This is a genomic window from Ralstonia mannitolilytica (genome assembly GCF_000954135.1).
Lineage (GTDB): Bacteria > Pseudomonadota > Gammaproteobacteria > Burkholderiales > Burkholderiaceae > Ralstonia > Ralstonia mannitolilytica.
In genome coordinates, this window is record NZ_CP010799.1 from 307,928 (window position 1) to 324,417 (window position 16,490).

Genomic DNA, 16,490 nt, shown 5'->3' on the forward strand with positions numbered 1-16,490 from the left:
CCAGCGCGCCGACAACCATGAACGAGACCATGCACAACGCCTCTTCCCGACCCGCCGTCCGCGCCATCGTCCTGGCATGTTGCGCAGCGATGGTGGCCGGCTCGATGCCCGTCTATGCCGCGCCGCCCAGCGCCACCTCAGCGCAGAGCGGCAACCCCGGCAATCCGGGGGACGAGGTCTCGCTCAACTTCGTCAACGCCGATCTGGATTCGGTCGTCAAGGCGGTGGGCCAGGCCACCGGCAAGAACTTCATCGTCGACCCGCGCGTCAAGGGCACCGTCAACCTCGTCACCGAGAAGCCGGTGACGCGCGCGCAGGCGCTGGAATCGCTCGGCTCGATCCTGCGCATGCAGGGCTATGCGATCGTCGAGGGCAATGGGTTCACCAAAGTCGTGCCGGAAGCCGACGCCAAGCTGCAGGGCTCCCCCGTGGGCAACGCGGGCGCGCGCGGCGGCGAGCAGGTCGTCACGCAGGTCTTCCGCCTGCAGCACGAATCGGCCAACAACCTGGTGCCGGTGCTGCGCCCGATGATCGCGCCGAACAACACCATCACCGCTTACCCGGCCAACAACACGCTCGTCATTACCGACTACGCCGACAACCTGCGCCGCATCGGCCGCATCATCGCGTCGATCGACACGCCGGCCGCGGGCGAGACCGAGCTGATTCCGCTGAAGAACGCCGTGGCCATCGACGTGGCGGCCACGCTGCAGAAGCTGCTCGACCCGTCGGCCGGTGGCGCGGGCGGTGCAGGCGCCGGTGCGGCCTTGTCCGACCCGAGCCTGCGCACGTCGGTGGTGGCCGAGCCGCGCTCGAACAGCGTGATGGTCCGCGCCTCCAGCGCCGCGCGCCTCGCGCAGGCCAAGCAGCTCATCGCCAAGCTCGACATGCCCGCTGCACGCCCCGGCAACATCTGGGTGGTGCCGCTCAAGAACGCCAACGCCGTGCAGCTGGCGACCACGCTGCGCGCCATCGTCGCGGCGGACGCCACGCTGTCGGCCTCCGCCGCCACCGGCCCGGGCGGCCAGAGCGCCGCGCAGGGCGCCACCTCGCAGCCGACGGGCAGCACGACGGGCTCGCAGTTCAACCAGAACACGCAGAACAGCAATTACGGCAACGCCGGCTCGGGCAGCGGCATGGGCAGCGGCAACTCGTCGTTCCGCGCGTCGTTCGGGCAGAACAACACGCCCGCCACCGGCGGCATCATCCAGGCCGACCCGGCCACCAACGCGCTCATCATCACCGCCAGCGAGCCGGTCTACCGCAACCTGCGCGCCGTGATCGACGACCTCGACGCACGCCGCGCGCAGGTCTACATCGAATCGATGATCGTGGAGGTCACGTCGGACAAGGCCTCGCAGCTCGGCATCCAGTGGATGGTCGGCGCGGGCGGGCCCAACACCTACGGCTTTGGCGGCACGAACTTCGGCAGCGGCGTGGGCAACATCCTGAACCTCGGTGCGATTGCGGCCACGGTGGGCAGCGGCGGCATCGGCAGCACGGCGGCGCAGACGGCCATCGGCACCATCACCGGCAGCAACGTGTCCGGGCTCAACGGCGGCAACTTTGGCGTGTTCAACAAGAGCACGGGGCTCGGCGCGATCCTCTCGGCGCTGGGTTCGGACGGCTCGGTCAACGTGCTGTCCACGCCCAACCTGATCACGCTCGACAACGAAGAGGCGAAGATTCTCATCGGCCAGAACGTGCCGATCACCACCGGTGCGTACGCACAGACGGGCAGCGCCGCCTCGGTCACGCCGTTCCAGACGTTCGACCGCAAGGACGTCGGCATCACGCTGCGCGTCAAGCCGCAGATCACCGATGGCGGGCTGGTGAAGATGCAGATCTTCCAGGAGTCCTCCGCCGTGGTGAACGGCACGCAGAACGCCGTGCAGGGCCCGACGACCAACGTGCGTTCGATCGAGACCAACGTGCTGGCCAACGACGGCCAGATCGTCGTGCTCGGGGGCCTGCTCGAAGACAACTACCAGGACGGCGAGCAGAAGGTGCCGGGCCTGGGCGACATCCCCATCCTGGGGGCGCTGTTCCGCTCCGAGACCAAGCAGCGCAAGAAGACCAACCTGCTGGTCTTCCTGCGCCCGATCATCCTGCGCACGGCAGAAGCCACCGGCGCACTGTCCGACAACCGCTACAACTACATGCGCGAGACCCAGCAGGGCTTCGTCTCGCCCAACTGGCTGCCGACCACATCCGACAAGGACACGCCGGTGCTGCCCGCCCCCGAGACGGTGCGCCCCGCCCCCAACTACGGCGATGTGTCGGTCGTGCCGAAAAGCGCCCCGGGCGTGCAGGTGCCGCCGGGCGCCCCCCTGCCGATGCCGCAGTCGACCACACGCAGCCAACCACGCCTGCAGAACTTCGCGGCGCCCACGTCCGGTGGCTACGACAGCAACGCGCCGCGTAATGGTGGCTAAGAGCGGCTGAGAACGATATGGCCACGACCCAAGCTCCCATCACCGATGCCCGCACCCTCGAGCCGCCCTCGCAGTCGGCCGTGCGGCTGGTGCCGTACGCATTTGCGCGCGACGCCAAGCTGCTCGTGGCGCGACAGGATGTCGATACGCTCGAAGTGTGGGTCTGCCCGGAAACCTCCCGCACGGCGCTGGCCGAACTCGGCCGCGTGTTCGGCGCGCTGCATCTGGTGACGCTTGATGCCGCGGCGCTCTCGGCGGCCACGCAGACCGCCTACAACGCGCAGGACGGCAGCGCCGCCCAGGTGGTGGGCGAAGTGGAAGGCGAAGTGGATCTCTCGCGCCTGATGCAGGACATTCCGGCCGTGGAAGACCTGCTCGAATCCGAAGACGATGCGCCGATCATCCGCATGATCAACGCGCTGCTTACGCAGGCCGCGCGCGAAGGCGCATCGGACATTCACATCGAGCCGTTCGAGAACGCCTCGGTGGTGCGCTTTCGCGTCGACGGCACGCTGCGCGACGTGGTGCGCCCGAAGAAGGCGCTGCACGGCGCGCTCATTTCGCGCATCAAGATCATGGCGCAGCTCGACATCGCCGAGAAACGCCTGCCGCAGGACGGCCGCATCACGCTGCGCGTGGGCGGCCGCCCGGTGGACGTGCGCGTGAGCACCCTGCCCACCGGCCACGGCGAGCGCGCGGTGCTGCGTCTGCTCGACAAGGAGGCCGGCCGGCTCGACCTGGGCAAGCTCGGCATGGGCGCCGAGACGCTCGCGCGCTTCGACCACCTGATCAACCAGCCGCACGGCATCGTGCTCGTCACCGGCCCCACGGGTTCGGGCAAGACGACCACGCTGTACGCGGCGCTGTCGCGGCTCGACGCATCGTCCACCAACATCATGACGGTGGAAGACCCGATCGAATACGACCTCGACGGCATCGGCCAGACGCAGGTCAACCCGAAGATCGACATGACCTTCGCCAAGGCCCTGCGCGCCATCCTGCGCCAGGATCCGGACGTGGTGATGATCGGGGAAATCCGCGACCTGGAAACCGCGCAGATTGCCGTGCAGGCCTCGCTGACGGGCCACCTCGTGCTGGCGACGCTGCACACGAACGATTCCGCATCGGCCGTGACGCGCCTGATCGACATGGGGATCGAACCGTTCCTGCTGTCGTCGTCGCTGCTGGGCGTGCTGGCGCAGCGGCTGGTGCGCCGCCTGTGCGTGCATTGCCGCCGCGAGGAAGTGCTCGAACTCACGCCCGCAGAAGTGGAAGCCGTGGCCGGCACGCCCGTGGCCGACGGCGTGACACCGGCCACGCCGGCGCGCAAGTCGGTGTGGCACCACGTCGGTTGCGAGCGTTGCAGCAACTCCGGCTACCAGGGCCGGACCGGCGTGTATGAACTGCTGACCGTCACGCCCGAAATCCAGACCATGATCCATCGCCAGGCCCCGGAATCCGAGATCAAGGCCTTCGCCATCGGGCAGGGCATGCACACCATGCGCGCCGACGCGCAGCGCTGGATCGACACGGGCGTCACGTCGCTGGAAGAAGTGCTGCGCGTCACGCGCGATTGAGCGAGTCGCGCATGCCAGCCTTCCGCTACGAAGCCGCCGACGCCACCGGGAAGACCGACAAGGGCGTCATCGAAGCCGACAGCGCGCGCCAGGCGCGCACGCTGCTGCGTGCACGCGGGCTGACGCCGCTGCTGGTGGACGCGCTGGGCGCACAGGCCACCAAGCGCGGCGGGTCCAGCTTCGGCAAGCGGCTGTCTGCGCAGGAAAACGCGCTCGTCACGCGCCAGCTTGCCAGCCTGCTGATCGCCGGACTGCCGCTCGATGAAGCGCTGGCCGCACTGGCCGACCAAGCCGAGCGTGCATACGTACATGAATTGCTGGCCGCCATTCGCGCCGAGGTGGTGGGCGGCAGTTCGCTGTCGGTGGCGCTGGCGCAGCATCCGAAGGATTTTCCGGACATCTACCGCGCGCTCGTTTCCGCGGGGGAGCACTCCGGCAACCTCGGCCTCGTGCTCTCGCGCCTGGCGGACTACATCGAGAGCCGCAACGCGCTCACGTCCAAGATCAAGCTGGCGTTTACGTATCCGGCCATCGTGACGGTCGTGGCGTTTGCGATCGTGATCTTCCTGCTGTCGTACGTGGTGCCGCAGGTGGTGAGCGTGTTTGCCAACACCAAGCAGAAGCTGCCAACGCTCACGATCATCATGCTGTGGCTGTCGGACTTCGTGCGCAACTGGGGGTGGCTGTCCGCGATCGTGCTGGCGGCAGTGGGCGTGCTTGTCCGCAACCTGCTCCAGCAGCCGGCGTTGCGGCTGTCGTGGCACAGATGGCTGCTGACCGCGCCGCTGTTCGGCAAGCTCGTCCGCGGGTACAACACGGCGCGGTTTGCGAGCACGCTCGCGATCCTGACCAGCGCCGGCGTGCCGATCCTCCGCGGGCTGCAGGCGGCGGGCGAGACGCTGAACAACGTCGCCCTCAAGACGAACGTGGAGGATGCGTCGACGCGCGTGCGCGAGGGGACATCGCTGGCGCGGGCGTTGGCGGCACAGAACCAGTTTCCGCCGGTGCTGGTGCATTTGATCCGCTCCGGCGAGGCGACGGGCAACCTGCCTGCCATGCTCGAGCGCGCCGCTCAGGGAGAAGCGCAGGAGCTGGAACGCCGGACCCTGTTCCTGACCGGGCTGCTGGAACCCGCGCTGATCCTGACGATGGGGGTGGTGGTGCTGCTGATTGTTCTGGCGGTGTTGATGCCCATCATCGAGATCAATCAATTGGTGCACTGACTTTTCTGTTGGGGGTGCATCTCTTGGTGTGTTTCCCTGCGGGGGCGGGTTCTTGTGGTGCATCCCTTGTTTCTCCCCCTGCCGGGGGCGACTCACTTTCTTTGTCTTGCCAAAGAAAGTAAGCAAAGAAAGGCGCGCCCGATCCGGCGACCCCCTCCTTGAATTTATGTCGCAAGGAGGGGAAGGGAAAAACTCGCTTCGCTCAAACAGTTTCCCTTCCTTTTTCCTCCTTGCAACACAAATTCAAGGCGCCGCATAGGGCAGGGAAAGGCCAAACCATCGACCACGAGTGCAGCAGGCACCAACAACACAACGCGAAGCAAAGCGAGCAACAACAGCAGCAAACCAGTGCAGCCCAGGCCAGCACACCGTCGGTGTGGCCTTTGACGTTCCTGCCCTAGATGGCGCCTTGGATTTTTGTAAGCGGGCGGAAAAAAGACGGGAAACTGTCTGAGCGAAGCGAGTTTTTCCCGTCTCCGCACGGTTACAAAAATCCAAGGAGGGGGTCGCCATCTCGGGCGCGCCTTTCTTTTGCTTACTTTTCTTTGGCAAGACAAAGAAAAGTAAGTCGGCCCCGGCAGGGGACGATACAAGGGATGCACCACAAACAACAAAACCAACGCGCCCCTCACTCCCTCCCCCACTCCCGCACATACACAGGCGTCCCCACAGGCGCAGCCTCCACCACCGGCGCCAACGGCACCAACGCCATCGGCAACACCCCCGCCCACACGGGCAACGCCAGATCCTCCACATCATCCTTCGGCCCGCCCGTACGCACCTTGCAGGCCGCTTCGTCCAGCGAGATACGCAACACGGTCGTAGCCGCAAGCTCCTTGGCGTTGCCGGCACGCGCTTCCTGCGAGCGCCCCGGCGCAAGAAACTCCATGAAGGCATTCAGCACGGCAGGCTTCTGCTCGTCAGGCACCACCTCGAACGCGCCGTAGACCACCGCCGAGCGGTAGTTCATCGAATGGTTGAACGCGGACCGTGCCAGCACCAGCCCGTCCAGGTGCGTCACCGTCACGCACACCTGCGCGCCGCCGGCGGCGAGCCTGAGCATGCGGCTGCCGTTGGAGCCGTGGACGTAAAGATGATCGCCCTCGCGCCAGCAGGCGGTGGGGATGCAATGCACGCCATGCTCGTCCGCGAACGCGATGTGGCAGACGTACGCCGCGTCCAGGATGGCATGCAGGGTGGTGCGGTCGTAGTGGCCGCGGTGGGCGACACGGCGCACGCGCGTGCGTGCGGTCGGTGCGGTGGCTTCGTTCGTCATGGCAGGGCTGTCGGTCATGCATTGGTCTGCCGACGATAGAAAAAGCGTGGCACCATGCGTAGACCCACCTGAACGCACATTCCTGGAGCCACGATGGATTACGGCGTCCTGCTGTCGAACTACGAGCGCACAGCCGCGCGCGGCAACGGCGAGGGTGCCCGCATGTCGCAGCAGCATCGCCTGTATGCGTGCCTGCGCGCGGCCATCCTGAGCGGGCAGATCGAAGAAGGCACGCGCCTGGCGCCCTCGCGCACGCTGGCCGAAGAACTCGGTATCGCCCGCAATTCGGTGCTGTATGCCTACGAGCAATTGGCCGCGGAGGGCTTTGTGCTGACCCGGCGGCAGGGCACGGTGGTCGCTCGCGTGGGGTTGCAGCAACCGCCCGTGCAGGCGACCGAGATGTCGCCCGTGCTGTCGAACCGCGTGCGCGAGCTCGAGCGCCCGCGCGGCGGCATGGACGACCCCCTGCCATTCCTGCCTGGCACGCCGGCGCTCGATGAATTTCCGCTCGCGCAGTGGCGGCGCTGCATCGAGCGCGGCTGGCGTCGTATCGGGCCTGGCCAGATGGGCTACGGCCCGGTGGAAGGCAACGTGGCGCTGCGGCAGGCGGTGGCGGAATACCTGCGTGTTTCGCGCGGCGTGCGGTGCGACGCGGCGCAGGTGTTCATCACCGACGGCACGCAGAACAGCCTGGACCTGTGCGGACGCACGCTGGCCGATGCGGGCGACACCGCCTGGATCGAGAACCCCGGCTACTACGGGGCACGTGCCGCCCTGCAGGCCGCCGATCTGCGGCTGGTGCCGATCGGTGTGGACGCCGACGGCCTTGCCCCGCACGAGGGCGACTGGCGCCGCACGCCCCCGAAGCTCATCTACATCACGCCGTCGCACCAGTACCCGCTGGGCGCCGTGATGAGCCTGGAGCGGCGCCTTGCGCTCATCCAGCATGCCCGCGCGGCCGGCGCGTGGATCATCGAAGACGATTACGACAGCGAATTCCGCCACACGGGCGCACCGCTGTCCGCCGTCCAGGGCCTCACCGCCGATGCCCCCGTCATCTACCTCGGCACGTTCAGCAAGATGCTGTTCCCAGCGCTTCGGCTCGGCTACATGGTGGTGCCGCCAGCCCTCGTGCCCGCGCTGCAGAAGACGGCGGGTGCGCTGATGCTGCGCGGGCGCGTGGCCGACCAGCTGGCGCTGGCTGAATTCATCGAGGCCGGGCATTTCACGCGGCACCTGCGGCGCATGCGCCGCTTGTACGGCGAGCGCCGCGACGCGCTGCAGGCGGCCATCGAGCGCCATCTGCAAGGCATCGTGACGGTGTCGGGCGGTGCGGGCGGCATGCACCTGTCCGCACGGCTCGATGCGCCCGTGGCCGACACCGACGTCAGCCGCGCCGCGCGCGAACGCGGCATGGTGCTGCGGCCGCTGTCGCGCTTCTGTCTGCCCGGCACGTTCAGTCCGCAGTACAACGGCCTGGTGCTCGGCTACGGCAATGTGCCTGCCGCGGCGATGGACGGCCTGGTCCTGCGCATGCGCGACGTGATTGAACAGGTCGCCGCCGCCCGATCCGATGCGGCGATGAGGCGCTGAAGGCCGGGGCATCCGACAGAACGGCGGCAACCACATTCGTCCAGGCAGACGCGGCTTGTCGGCGCGCTTCGCCGTGCACGGCGCTTGTCGCGTCAGGCGTTGCATGCGCTGCAACATCGGTGTGGCTGCCCCGTCCAATGCGCCACTTCTGTGCCGAAAACGCCGCAACCTCGGGAAAACCCACCCCCGTTCTTGCTGCGTTGCACGGTGTTGCGCGTGTCACGCAGTGCTACGATGCCCAGACCCACGGCTGTCCTCCGGTTTCCACAAGAAACGGCGGGGGCGGCATCAAAAGAGACCTGCTGCTGGTGATCCCGGCACACCCACACGGAGCACGCATGAATGCCCCTCTGAACGACGCGCTACGCCGCGCGCTCGAAACCGTTTCCCTGGACGACAAGTACACGCTCGAGCGTGGCCGCATTTACATCAGCGGCACGCAGGCACTGGTGCGTCTGCCGATGCTGCAGCAGGAGCGCGACCGCGCCGCTGGGCTGAACACGGCGGGCTTCATCTCCGGCTACCGCGGCTCGCCGCTGGGTGCGCTGGACCAGGCCTTGTGGAAGGCCAAGAAGCATCTCGCCGGGCACAACATCGTCTTCCAGGCGGGGCTCAACGAAGACTTGGCCGCGACGGCGGTCTGGGGCTCGCAGCAGGTGAATCTGTATCCGAATGCCAAGTTCAGCGGCGTGTTCGGCATGTGGTACGGCAAGGGGCCGGGCGTCGACCGGACGATCGACGTGTTCAAGCATGCCAACTCGGCCGGCTCGTCCGCGCATGGCGGCGTGCTGGTGCTGGCAGGCGACGACCACGCCGCCAAGTCGTCCACGCTGGCGCACCAGTCCGAGCACGTCTTCAAGGCGGCCGGCATTCCGGTGCTGTATCCGTCGAACGTGCAGGAGTACCTCGACTACGGCCTGCACGGCTGGGCGATGAGCCGGTACTCCGGCCTGTGGGTGGCCATGAAGTGCGTGACGGATGTGGTGGAATCGTCCGCCTCGGTGGATGTGGATCCGCACCGTGCGCAGATCCTCCTGCCCGAAGACTTCGTCATGCCCCAGGGCGGCCTGAACATCCGCTGGCCCGATCCGCCGCTGGTGCAGGAAGCCCGGCTGCTCGACTACAAGTGGTATGCCGGCCTCGCCTACGTGCGCGCCAACAAGCTCGACCGCGTGGTGCTCGATTCGCCGCAGGCCCGCTTCGGCATCATGACCGCCGGCAAGGCGTACCTGGACGTGCGCCAGGCGCTGGTCGATCTCGGCCTCGATGAGGACACCTGCCGCCGCATCGGCATCCGCCTGTACAAGGTCGGCTGCGTGTGGCCGCTCGAGGCCCAGGGCGCTCGCGCCTTTGCCGAAGGCCTGCAGGAAATCCTGGTGGTGGAAGAGAAGCGCCAGATCCTCGAATACCAACTCAAGGAAGAGTTGTACAACTACCGCGACGACGTGCGTCCGCGCGTGTACGGCAAGTTTGACGAGCGCGACAACGCGGGCGGCGAATGGTCGGTGCCGATGGCCAACTGGCTGCTGCCCGCGCATTACGAACTGTCGCCGGCACTCATCGCGCGCGCCATCGCCACGCGCCTGGAGAAGTTCGAGCTGCCCTCGGACGTGCGCGCCCGCATTGCCGCGCGCATCGCCATCATCGACGCCAAGGAGAAGGCGCTCGCCAAGCCGCGCATCACCGCCGAGCGCAAGCCGTGGTTCTGCTCGGGCTGCCCGCACAACACGTCGACCAACGTGCCGGAAGGCTCGCGCGCGCTGGCCGGCATCGGCTGCCACTACATGACCGTGTGGATGGACCGCCGCACCGACACCTTCAGCCAGATGGGCGGCGAAGGCGTGGCGTGGATCGGCCAGATGCCGTTCTCGGGCGACCAGCACGTGTTCGCCAACCTCGGCGACGGCACGTACTACCACTCGGGCCTCCTGGCGATCCGCGCGTCGATTGCAGCCAAGGTGAACATCACCTACAAGATCCTCTACAACGACGCCGTGGCCATGACGGGCGGGCAGCCGGTCGACGGCCCGCTTTCCGTCCCGCAGATCGCCGCGCAGGTCTACGCCGAAGGCACGTCGCGCATCGTCATCGTCACGGACGAGCCGGAGAAGTACAACGCCGCCATCAAGCTCCCGGAAGGCGTAACGGTGCATCACCGCGATCGCCTCGATGCCATCCAGCGCGAGCTGCGCGAGGTGCCGGGCACCAGCGTGCTGATCTACGACCAGACCTGCGCGACCGAGAAGCGCCGTCGCCGCAAGCGCGGCACGATGGCCGATCCGGCACGCCGGGCGTTCATCAACGACGCCGTGTGCGAAGGCTGCGGCGATTGCTCGGTCAAGTCGAACTGCCTGTCGGTCGAGCCGCTGGAAACGGAGCTGGGCACGAAGCGCAAGATCAACCAGTCGTCGTGCAACAAGGACTTTTCGTGCGTGAACGGCTTCTGCCCGAGCTTCGTGACGGCAGAAGGCGCGCAGGTGCGCAAGCCGGAGTCGCACGGCGTGTCGATGGACGGCCTGCCGCTGCTGCCGCATCCTGAGCTGCCGGCCATCCACCGCGCGTATGGCGTGCTGGTAACCGGCGTCGGCGGCACAGGCGTGGTGACGATCGGCGGCCTGCTCGGCATGGCCGCGCACATCGAAGGCAAGGGCGTGACCGTGCTCGACATGGCGGGCCTGGCGCAGAAAGGCGGCGCGGTGCTCTCGCATGTGCAGATCGGCGAGCGCCCCGATTCGATACACGCCACGCGCATCGCCATGGGCGAGGCGGACCTCGTGATCGGCTGCGACGCGATTGTGTCGGCGTCGGACGAAGTGCTGTCGAAGGTGCAGCACGGCCGGACGCGCGCCATCATCAACAGCACCGCATCGCCCACGGCCGACTTCATCAAGAACCCGAACTGGCGCTTCCCGGGCAGCTCGGCCGAGGCGGACATCCGCGCGGCCGTCGGCGATGCCTGCGCATTTGAAGACGCCAACACGCTGGCCGTGCGCCTGCTGGGCGATGCCATCTTCACCAACCCGCTGGTGCTGGGCTTTGCATGGCAGAAGGGCTGGGTTCCGCTGACGCACGACGCGCTCATCCGCGCGATCGAGCTCAACGGCGTCGCCGTCGAGAAGAACAAGACCGCGTTCGAATGGGGCCGCCACCTGGCGCAAGACCGCGAGGCGGTGCTCAAGCTGGCAGGCGACGCACCGCGTGCCAAGGCCGACGTCATCGCCCTGCCCTCGCTCGACACGCTGATCGCCCGCCGCGTCGATCTGCTGACCGCATACCAGAACGCCGCGTATGCCGCTGAATTCCGCGCGGTGGTCGAGCGCGTGCGTGCAGCAGAGGCCGCCGTGGTGGGGGCCGGCCAGCCGCTGGCGCTCACGGAAGCGGTGGTGCGCAACCTGTCGAAGCTGATGGCGTACAAGGACGAATACGAAGTCGCCCGTCTGTACACCGATCCGGCCTTCCTCGACAAGCTGCGCGCGCAGTTCGAAGGCGAACCCGGCCGCGACTACCAGCTCAACTTCTGGCTCGCGCCGCCCATGACGGCCAAGCGTGACGAGAAGGGCCACCTGGTCAAGCAACGCTTTGGCCCGAACACGATGCGCATCTTCAAGCTGCTCGCCAAGCTCAAGGGCCTGCGCGGCACGGCGCTCGACATCTTCGGCAAGACCGAAGAACGCCGCACCGAGCGCGCGCTGATCGGCGAATACCGCGCGCTGGTCGATGAACTGGTGCAGGGCCTGACGGCGCAAAAGCTGGCCCAAGCCGTGGAACTGGCTCGTCTGCCGGAGGACATCCGCGGCTTCGGCCATGTGAAGGAGGCCAACCTGGCTGCGGCGCGCATCCGCTGGAACAAGCTGCTGGCCCAGTGGCGCGATCCGGCGGCGGCACAGCAGGCGGCCTGATCGGCGCCAAGCGTTCGGCATCGCCAATAAAAAACGGAGGCTTCGGCCTCCGTTTTTCTTGATGCGTCGGCTTCGTCAGCCCGGCACGATCTGCTGCGCGTAGTCGTACAGATCCTGCAGGATGCCCTGCGCACGCGTGTCGCCGTTCTCTGCCGCTTCCGCGCCCAACTGTTGAAGCCGCTCGCCGAACATTTCGAAGGTCATGTAGCCGTCACGGCCTTCGAACAGCCGCTCGGCGCGCAACTGCTCCCACTGCTCGTATTCCTCTTCGTTCAGCGTGTCAGGGAAGTTGCGTGCGCGGTAATGGAACAGCAGTTCGGGCAGGCGCGCGTCGGCAAACTCCGCATGCAGGCGCGCGAGCTGTTCGCCGCTGAGCGTGCGCAACTCGTTGAGCAGGCGGCGGTCGTCGTTGCCGACGAATCCGCCGTAGAGGTTCTGGTCGACGTCTTCGATCGGCTCCAGTTCGCGGGCGTACACCTGACGCCAGGTTTCGCGCATGTCGGGCGCGCCTTGGGCGATGGCGGCGTGGCGTTCGATCGTGGCGAAGTCGATGCCCCAGCGTTCTGCCTGCGCGGGCTGCAGCGTCTTCATGTTGCTGATGACGATGGGCGACTTGTTGATATGGATCGACTTGATCGGCAGTCGCGTGGTGCCTTCGGCCAGATCGGCCGTGCGCGTGAACATGCGCTCGCGGATCGTCGCCACATCCATGTGGAACAGCTCGGACGGGTCGAACGCCAGATCCCAGACGATCAGTTCGTTCTTGTTGGTCGGATGCCCACCCAGCGGCCACACCACCGCCATGCAGCCGCGCTCCACGCCATACATGCCGGAGATGTGCAGCAACGGCCGCGGCGCATCGCCAATCTCGGCCACCACGCGGTCTTTCTTGCGCAGCGCCAGGCAGAAATCGAACAGGCGCGGCTGCGCATTGCGAATCAGGCGCGCCAGCGCAATCGTCGCGCGCACGTCGGACACCGCATCGTGCGCCGCCTCGTGCACCAGGCCGTTGGCCTTGGACAGATGCTCCAGCTTGAAACTCGGCCGGCCGTCTTCGTGCGTCGGCCATTGAATGCCTTCCGGGCGCAGGGCCCACGTCGTGCGGACCACATCGAGCAGATCCCAGCGTCCGCACTCGTTCTGCCACTCGCGCGCGTACGGGTCGATCAGGTTGCGCCAGAACAGGTGGCGCGTCACCTCATCGTCGAAACGGATGGTGTTGTAGCCGACGCCGATGGTGCCGGGCGTGCCGAGTTCGCGCTCGATGGCCTGGGCGAAACGGTATTCCGGAATGCCTTGCCGGGCGCATTGCTGTGGCGTGATGCCGGTGATGAGGCACGACACCGGATCGGGCAGCCAGTCGTTGGACGGCTGGCAGAACAGTTCGACCGGCTCGCCGATCTCGTTCAGCTCGGCATCGGTGCGGATGCCGGCAAACTGCGCGGGGCGATCACGGCGCGGCACGGCGCCGAACGTTTCGTAGTCGTGCCAGAGAAAGGTGGGAGTGACGGGCAAGGCAGCGGCTCGCTGGAAAACACTGAAGATGCCGGCATGTTAACAGTGTTGCCCATCCCGCTCGCCCTCCTTGGCGGTTGACTCACATCAATCCGCATCGGGCAGGCGTCGACCAGACTGGTATCTCCCCCAACCCGGAGATGTCTCATGGCCCAGTCGATGAAAGCCGCGGTAGTCCATGCGTTTGGTGAACCCTTGCGCATTGAGGAAGTGCAGGTTCCCACACCTGGGCGCGGGCAGATTCTTGTCAAGATCGCGGCCTCGGGCGTCTGCCATACAGACTTGCACGCCGCCGAGGGCGACTGGCCCGTCAAGCCCAGCCTGCCGTTCATCCCCGGGCACGAAGGCGTGGGTTATGTGGCAGCCGTGGGCGAAGGCGTAACCGCCGTCAAGGAAGGCGACCGCGTGGGTGTGCCGTGGCTCTACACCGCCTGCGGCCACTGCGAGCATTGCCTGAGCGGCTGGGAAACCCTCTGCCACGAGCAGCAGAACACTGGCTACTCCGTCAACGGCGGCTATGCCGAATACGTACTGGCCGACCCGAACTACGTCGGCCACCTGCCCGCGCAGGTCAGCTTCGAAGAGATCGCACCGATCCTCTGCGCGGGCGTGACGGTCTACAAGGGCATCCGCATGACGGATACGCGGCCCGGCCAGTGGATCGCCATTTCCGGCATTGGCGGGCTGGGACACGTGGCGGTGCAATACGCGATTGCGATGGGCCTGCACGTGGTGGCCGTCGACGTGGCGCCCGACAAGCTGGCGCTGGCACGCGAGCTGGGGGCCAAGCTCGCCGTCGATGCCTCGCAGCAAGACCCGGCGGCCGTGATCCAGAAAGAGATCGGCGGTGTGCACGGCGTGCTGGTGACGGCGGTGTCACGCAGCGCCTTTGCGCAAGCGTTGGGCATGGTGCGCCGCGGCGGGACGATCTCGCTCAACGGGCTGCCGCCGGGCGATTTTCCGCTGCCGATCTTCTCCACGGTGCTCAACGGCATCACCGTGCGGGGCTCGATTGTGGGCACGCGGCGCGACTTGCAGGAGTCGCTGCAGTTTGCCGCCGAGGGGTTGGTACGCGCCCACATTCACCGCGACAAGCTCGACAACATCAACCAGGCGTTCGCCGATCTGAAGGCCGGCAAGGTAGATGGCCGCATCGTCCTGACGCTCTGAGCGCCGCCACCCGGCGGTGCGAGTAAGCTGCAGGCATCACGTCCGCTTGCCCCACCGCCATGCGCATTCTCTTTTTCAGCAGCCACCGTTACGACGAAGACAGCTTCCGCGCCTCACTCGCGCGTGGCGGCCACGGCTTCGACCTCGTCTTCCAGCGCGCGCACCTCGACGCGCAGACGGCATCCCTCGCGGCCGGCTTTGAAGTGGTATGCCCGTTCGTGAATGATTGCCTCGATGCGGAAGTGCTCGAGGCGCTGGCAGCGGGCGGCACGCAGCTGATCGCGCTGCGCTCGGCGGGCTTCAACCATGTCGACCTGGCGGCCGCACAGCGTCTGGGGCTGACGGTGGTGCGCGTGCCGGCGTATTCGCCGCACGCGGTGGCCGAACACGCGGTGGGCATGATCCTCACGCTGAACCGGCGGCTGCACCGCGCCTGCAATCGCACGCGCGAAGGCGATTTCTCGCTGGACGGATTGCTGGGGTTCGACCTGGCCGGCAAGACTGTCGGCGTCGTCGGCACGGGGCAGATCGGCCAGGTGTTCGCGCGCATCATGGCGGGTTTCGGCTGTCACGTGCTGGCATTCGATCCGTTTCCGCAAGCGGCGCTGACGGCGCTGGACGTGCGCTACGTGCCGCTGCCGGAATTGCTGGCGCAGGCCGATATCGTCAGCCTGCATTGCCCGCTCAACGCCGGCACACACCACCTCATCGACGCCAGCGCGCTCGCCAGCATGAAGCCGGGCGCCATGCTCATCAACACGAGCCGCGGCGGGCTGGTGGACAGCCCCGCCCTGATCGACGCGCTCAAGAGCGGCCAGCTCGGCCACCTTGGGCTCGACGTCTACGAAGAAGAGGCCGATCTGTTCTTCGAAGACCGCTCCGCCGACGTGCTGCAGGACGACGTGCTGGCGCGCCTGCTGAGCTTTCCCAACGTCATCGTCACCGCGCATCAGGCGTTCTTTACGCGCGAGGCGCTGGCGGGCATTGCCGACACAACGCTTGCCAACGTGGCGGCGTGGGCGGCCGGCGCGCCCGTCAATGTGGTGAGGTCCTAGCCCGGCACGTCACACTGCCGCGGCTTTCGGCTGCGACAGTTCGCTCTCGCCTTCCTTCACGTAGATGGAGTTGCGTGGCTTGGCCAGCACGCGCCGCACCATCGGCTCGAAGAACGACAGCGGCAGGTTGTCGTAGTCGGGCATGAAGGCGGCGGCGTCGTATTTGGCGCAGAACTCGGCGGTGCGCTCGAACAGCTCGGGCTGGTTGCGGTACTGCTCGCGCAGGTTGCGGTCGAGTCCGAGATGGTGGAAGAAGTAGTAGCCCTGGAAGATGCCGTGCTTCTCGATCATCCACAGGTTTTCCGGGCTCACGAACGGCTTGAGGATGGCCGCGGCGATGTCCGGGTGGTTGAAGCTGCCCAGCGTGTCGCCAATGTCGTGCAACAGCGCACAGACGACGTATTCCTCGTCGCGGCCGTCTCGGTGGGCGAGCGTGGCGGTTTGCAGGGAATGCGCGAGACGGTCGATCGGGAAGCCGCCGCAATCGCCGTCGAGCAGCTTCAGGTGCGCGAGCACCCGGTCGGGCAGCGCGCGGGCATAGGGCATGAACTCGGCCGAGATGGCGGCCCAGTCTTCGCGCGTGCCGTGCTCCATATGGGAAAACGTCGCGCGCGGGGCGGTGTGTTGGGGATCGGTCATTGGGGTGTCTCCTTCGTCGCCGGAATGGTCGCGTCGGGTACCGCGTCGTATGGACGGCGTTTGCGCGGCTGAAGGGCCATTCTGTGCCCGGCGCTTGCACGCAGACTG

General features: G+C 67.0%; 10 protein-coding genes. 7 read left to right on the forward strand and 3 right to left on the reverse strand.

Annotated elements, in window-relative coordinates; all coding sequences use genetic code 11:
• Positions 1-17 precede the first annotated feature (17 nt).
• Genes gspD through gspF form a run of 3 tightly spaced genes read left to right on the forward strand, consistent with a single transcriptional unit; the run spans position 18 to position 5,235 of the window.
• Entirely contained in the window at positions 18-2,435 is a 2,418-nt protein-coding gene (gene gspD, locus TK49_RS01520) for a type II secretion system secretin GspD (protein WP_045785141.1), read from the forward strand.
• A gap of 17 nt (positions 2,436-2,452) precedes the next feature.
• The gene (gene gspE / locus TK49_RS01525) at positions 2,453-4,012 is read left to right on the forward strand and encodes a type II secretion system ATPase GspE (RefSeq protein ID WP_045785142.1); all 1,560 of its coding nucleotides are present in this window, start codon (positions 2,453-2,455) and stop codon (positions 4,010-4,012) included.
• An 11-nt stretch (positions 4,013-4,023) separates the two neighbouring features.
• On the forward strand, positions 4,024-5,235 hold the full coding sequence (gene gspF, locus TK49_RS01530; protein WP_045785143.1) for a type II secretion system inner membrane protein GspF: 1,212 nt from the start codon (positions 4,024-4,026) through the stop codon (positions 5,233-5,235).
• A gap of 628 nt (positions 5,236-5,863) precedes the next feature.
• Here the strand turns inward: gspF and TK49_RS01535 are convergent.
• A complete protein-coding gene (locus TK49_RS01535) occupies positions 5,864-6,529 on the reverse strand; it encodes a pyridoxamine 5'-phosphate oxidase family protein (RefSeq protein WP_394372230.1) in 666 nt (221 codons plus the stop codon).
• Between the two features lie 75 nt (positions 6,530-6,604).
• Between TK49_RS01535 and pdxR the strand changes: the two genes are divergently transcribed.
• Positions 6,605-8,104 (forward strand): MocR-like pyridoxine biosynthesis transcription factor PdxR, encoded by a 1,500-nt coding sequence (gene pdxR, locus TK49_RS01540; protein WP_045785144.1) that lies wholly within the window; start codon positions 6,605-6,607, stop codon positions 8,102-8,104.
• A gap of 338 nt (positions 8,105-8,442) precedes the next feature.
• Positions 8,443-12,003 (forward strand): indolepyruvate ferredoxin oxidoreductase family protein, encoded by a 3,561-nt coding sequence (locus TK49_RS01545; RefSeq protein ID WP_045785145.1) that lies wholly within the window; start codon positions 8,443-8,445, stop codon positions 12,001-12,003.
• A gap of 75 nt (positions 12,004-12,078) precedes the next feature.
• On the opposite strand, the gene sbcB is transcribed toward TK49_RS01545, so the two are convergent.
• Complete coding sequence (sbcB, locus tag TK49_RS01550) at positions 12,079-13,518, reverse strand: exodeoxyribonuclease I (RefSeq protein ID WP_045785146.1); 1,440 nt, start codon at positions 13,516-13,518, stop codon at positions 12,079-12,081.
• 147 nt (positions 13,519-13,665) lie between these two features.
• Here sbcB and adhP point away from each other — a divergent pair, with 147 nt between their 5' ends.
• Complete coding sequence (gene adhP / locus TK49_RS01555) at positions 13,666-14,688, forward strand: alcohol dehydrogenase AdhP (RefSeq protein WP_045785147.1); 1,023 nt, start codon at positions 13,666-13,668, stop codon at positions 14,686-14,688.
• Between the two features lie 59 nt (positions 14,689-14,747).
• The gene (locus TK49_RS01560; protein WP_045785148.1) at positions 14,748-15,743 is read left to right on the forward strand and encodes a 2-hydroxyacid dehydrogenase; all 996 of its coding nucleotides are present in this window, start codon (positions 14,748-14,750) and stop codon (positions 15,741-15,743) included.
• A 9-nt stretch (positions 15,744-15,752) separates the two neighbouring features.
• Here TK49_RS01560 and TK49_RS01565 read toward each other — a convergent pair whose 3' ends face one another.
• A complete protein-coding gene (locus tag TK49_RS01565) occupies positions 15,753-16,382 on the reverse strand; it encodes an HD domain-containing protein (protein ID WP_045785149.1) in 630 nt (209 codons plus the stop codon).
• Between the last annotated feature and the right edge of the window lie 108 nt (positions 16,383-16,490).

What these genes read in the sequence shown, in the direction of transcription:
- TK49_RS01545 (WP_045785145.1), top strand. Translation starts at nt 8,443, where the DNA reads ATGAATGCCCCTCTGAACGACGCGCTACGCCGCGCGCTCGAAACCGTT.
- pdxR (WP_045785144.1), top strand. Translation starts at nt 6,605, where the DNA reads ATGGATTACGGCGTCCTGCTGTCGAACTACGAGCGCACAGCCGCGCGC.
- TK49_RS01565 (WP_045785149.1), bottom strand. Translation starts at nt 16,382, where the DNA reads ATGACCGATCCCCAACACACCGCCCCGCGCGCGACGTTTTCCCATATG.
- TK49_RS01560 (WP_045785148.1), top strand. Translation starts at nt 14,748, where the DNA reads ATGCGCATTCTCTTTTTCAGCAGCCACCGTTACGACGAAGACAGCTTC.
- TK49_RS01535 (WP_394372230.1), bottom strand. Translation starts at nt 6,529, where the DNA reads ATGACCGACAGCCCTGCCATGACGAACGAAGCCACCGCACCGACCGCA.
- gspF (WP_045785143.1), top strand. Translation starts at nt 4,024, where the DNA reads ATGCCAGCCTTCCGCTACGAAGCCGCCGACGCCACCGGGAAGACCGAC.
- gspD (WP_045785141.1), top strand. Translation starts at nt 18, where the DNA reads ATGAACGAGACCATGCACAACGCCTCTTCCCGACCCGCCGTCCGCGCC.
- adhP (WP_045785147.1), top strand. Translation starts at nt 13,666, where the DNA reads ATGGCCCAGTCGATGAAAGCCGCGGTAGTCCATGCGTTTGGTGAACCC.
- gspE (WP_045785142.1), top strand. Translation starts at nt 2,453, where the DNA reads ATGGCCACGACCCAAGCTCCCATCACCGATGCCCGCACCCTCGAGCCG.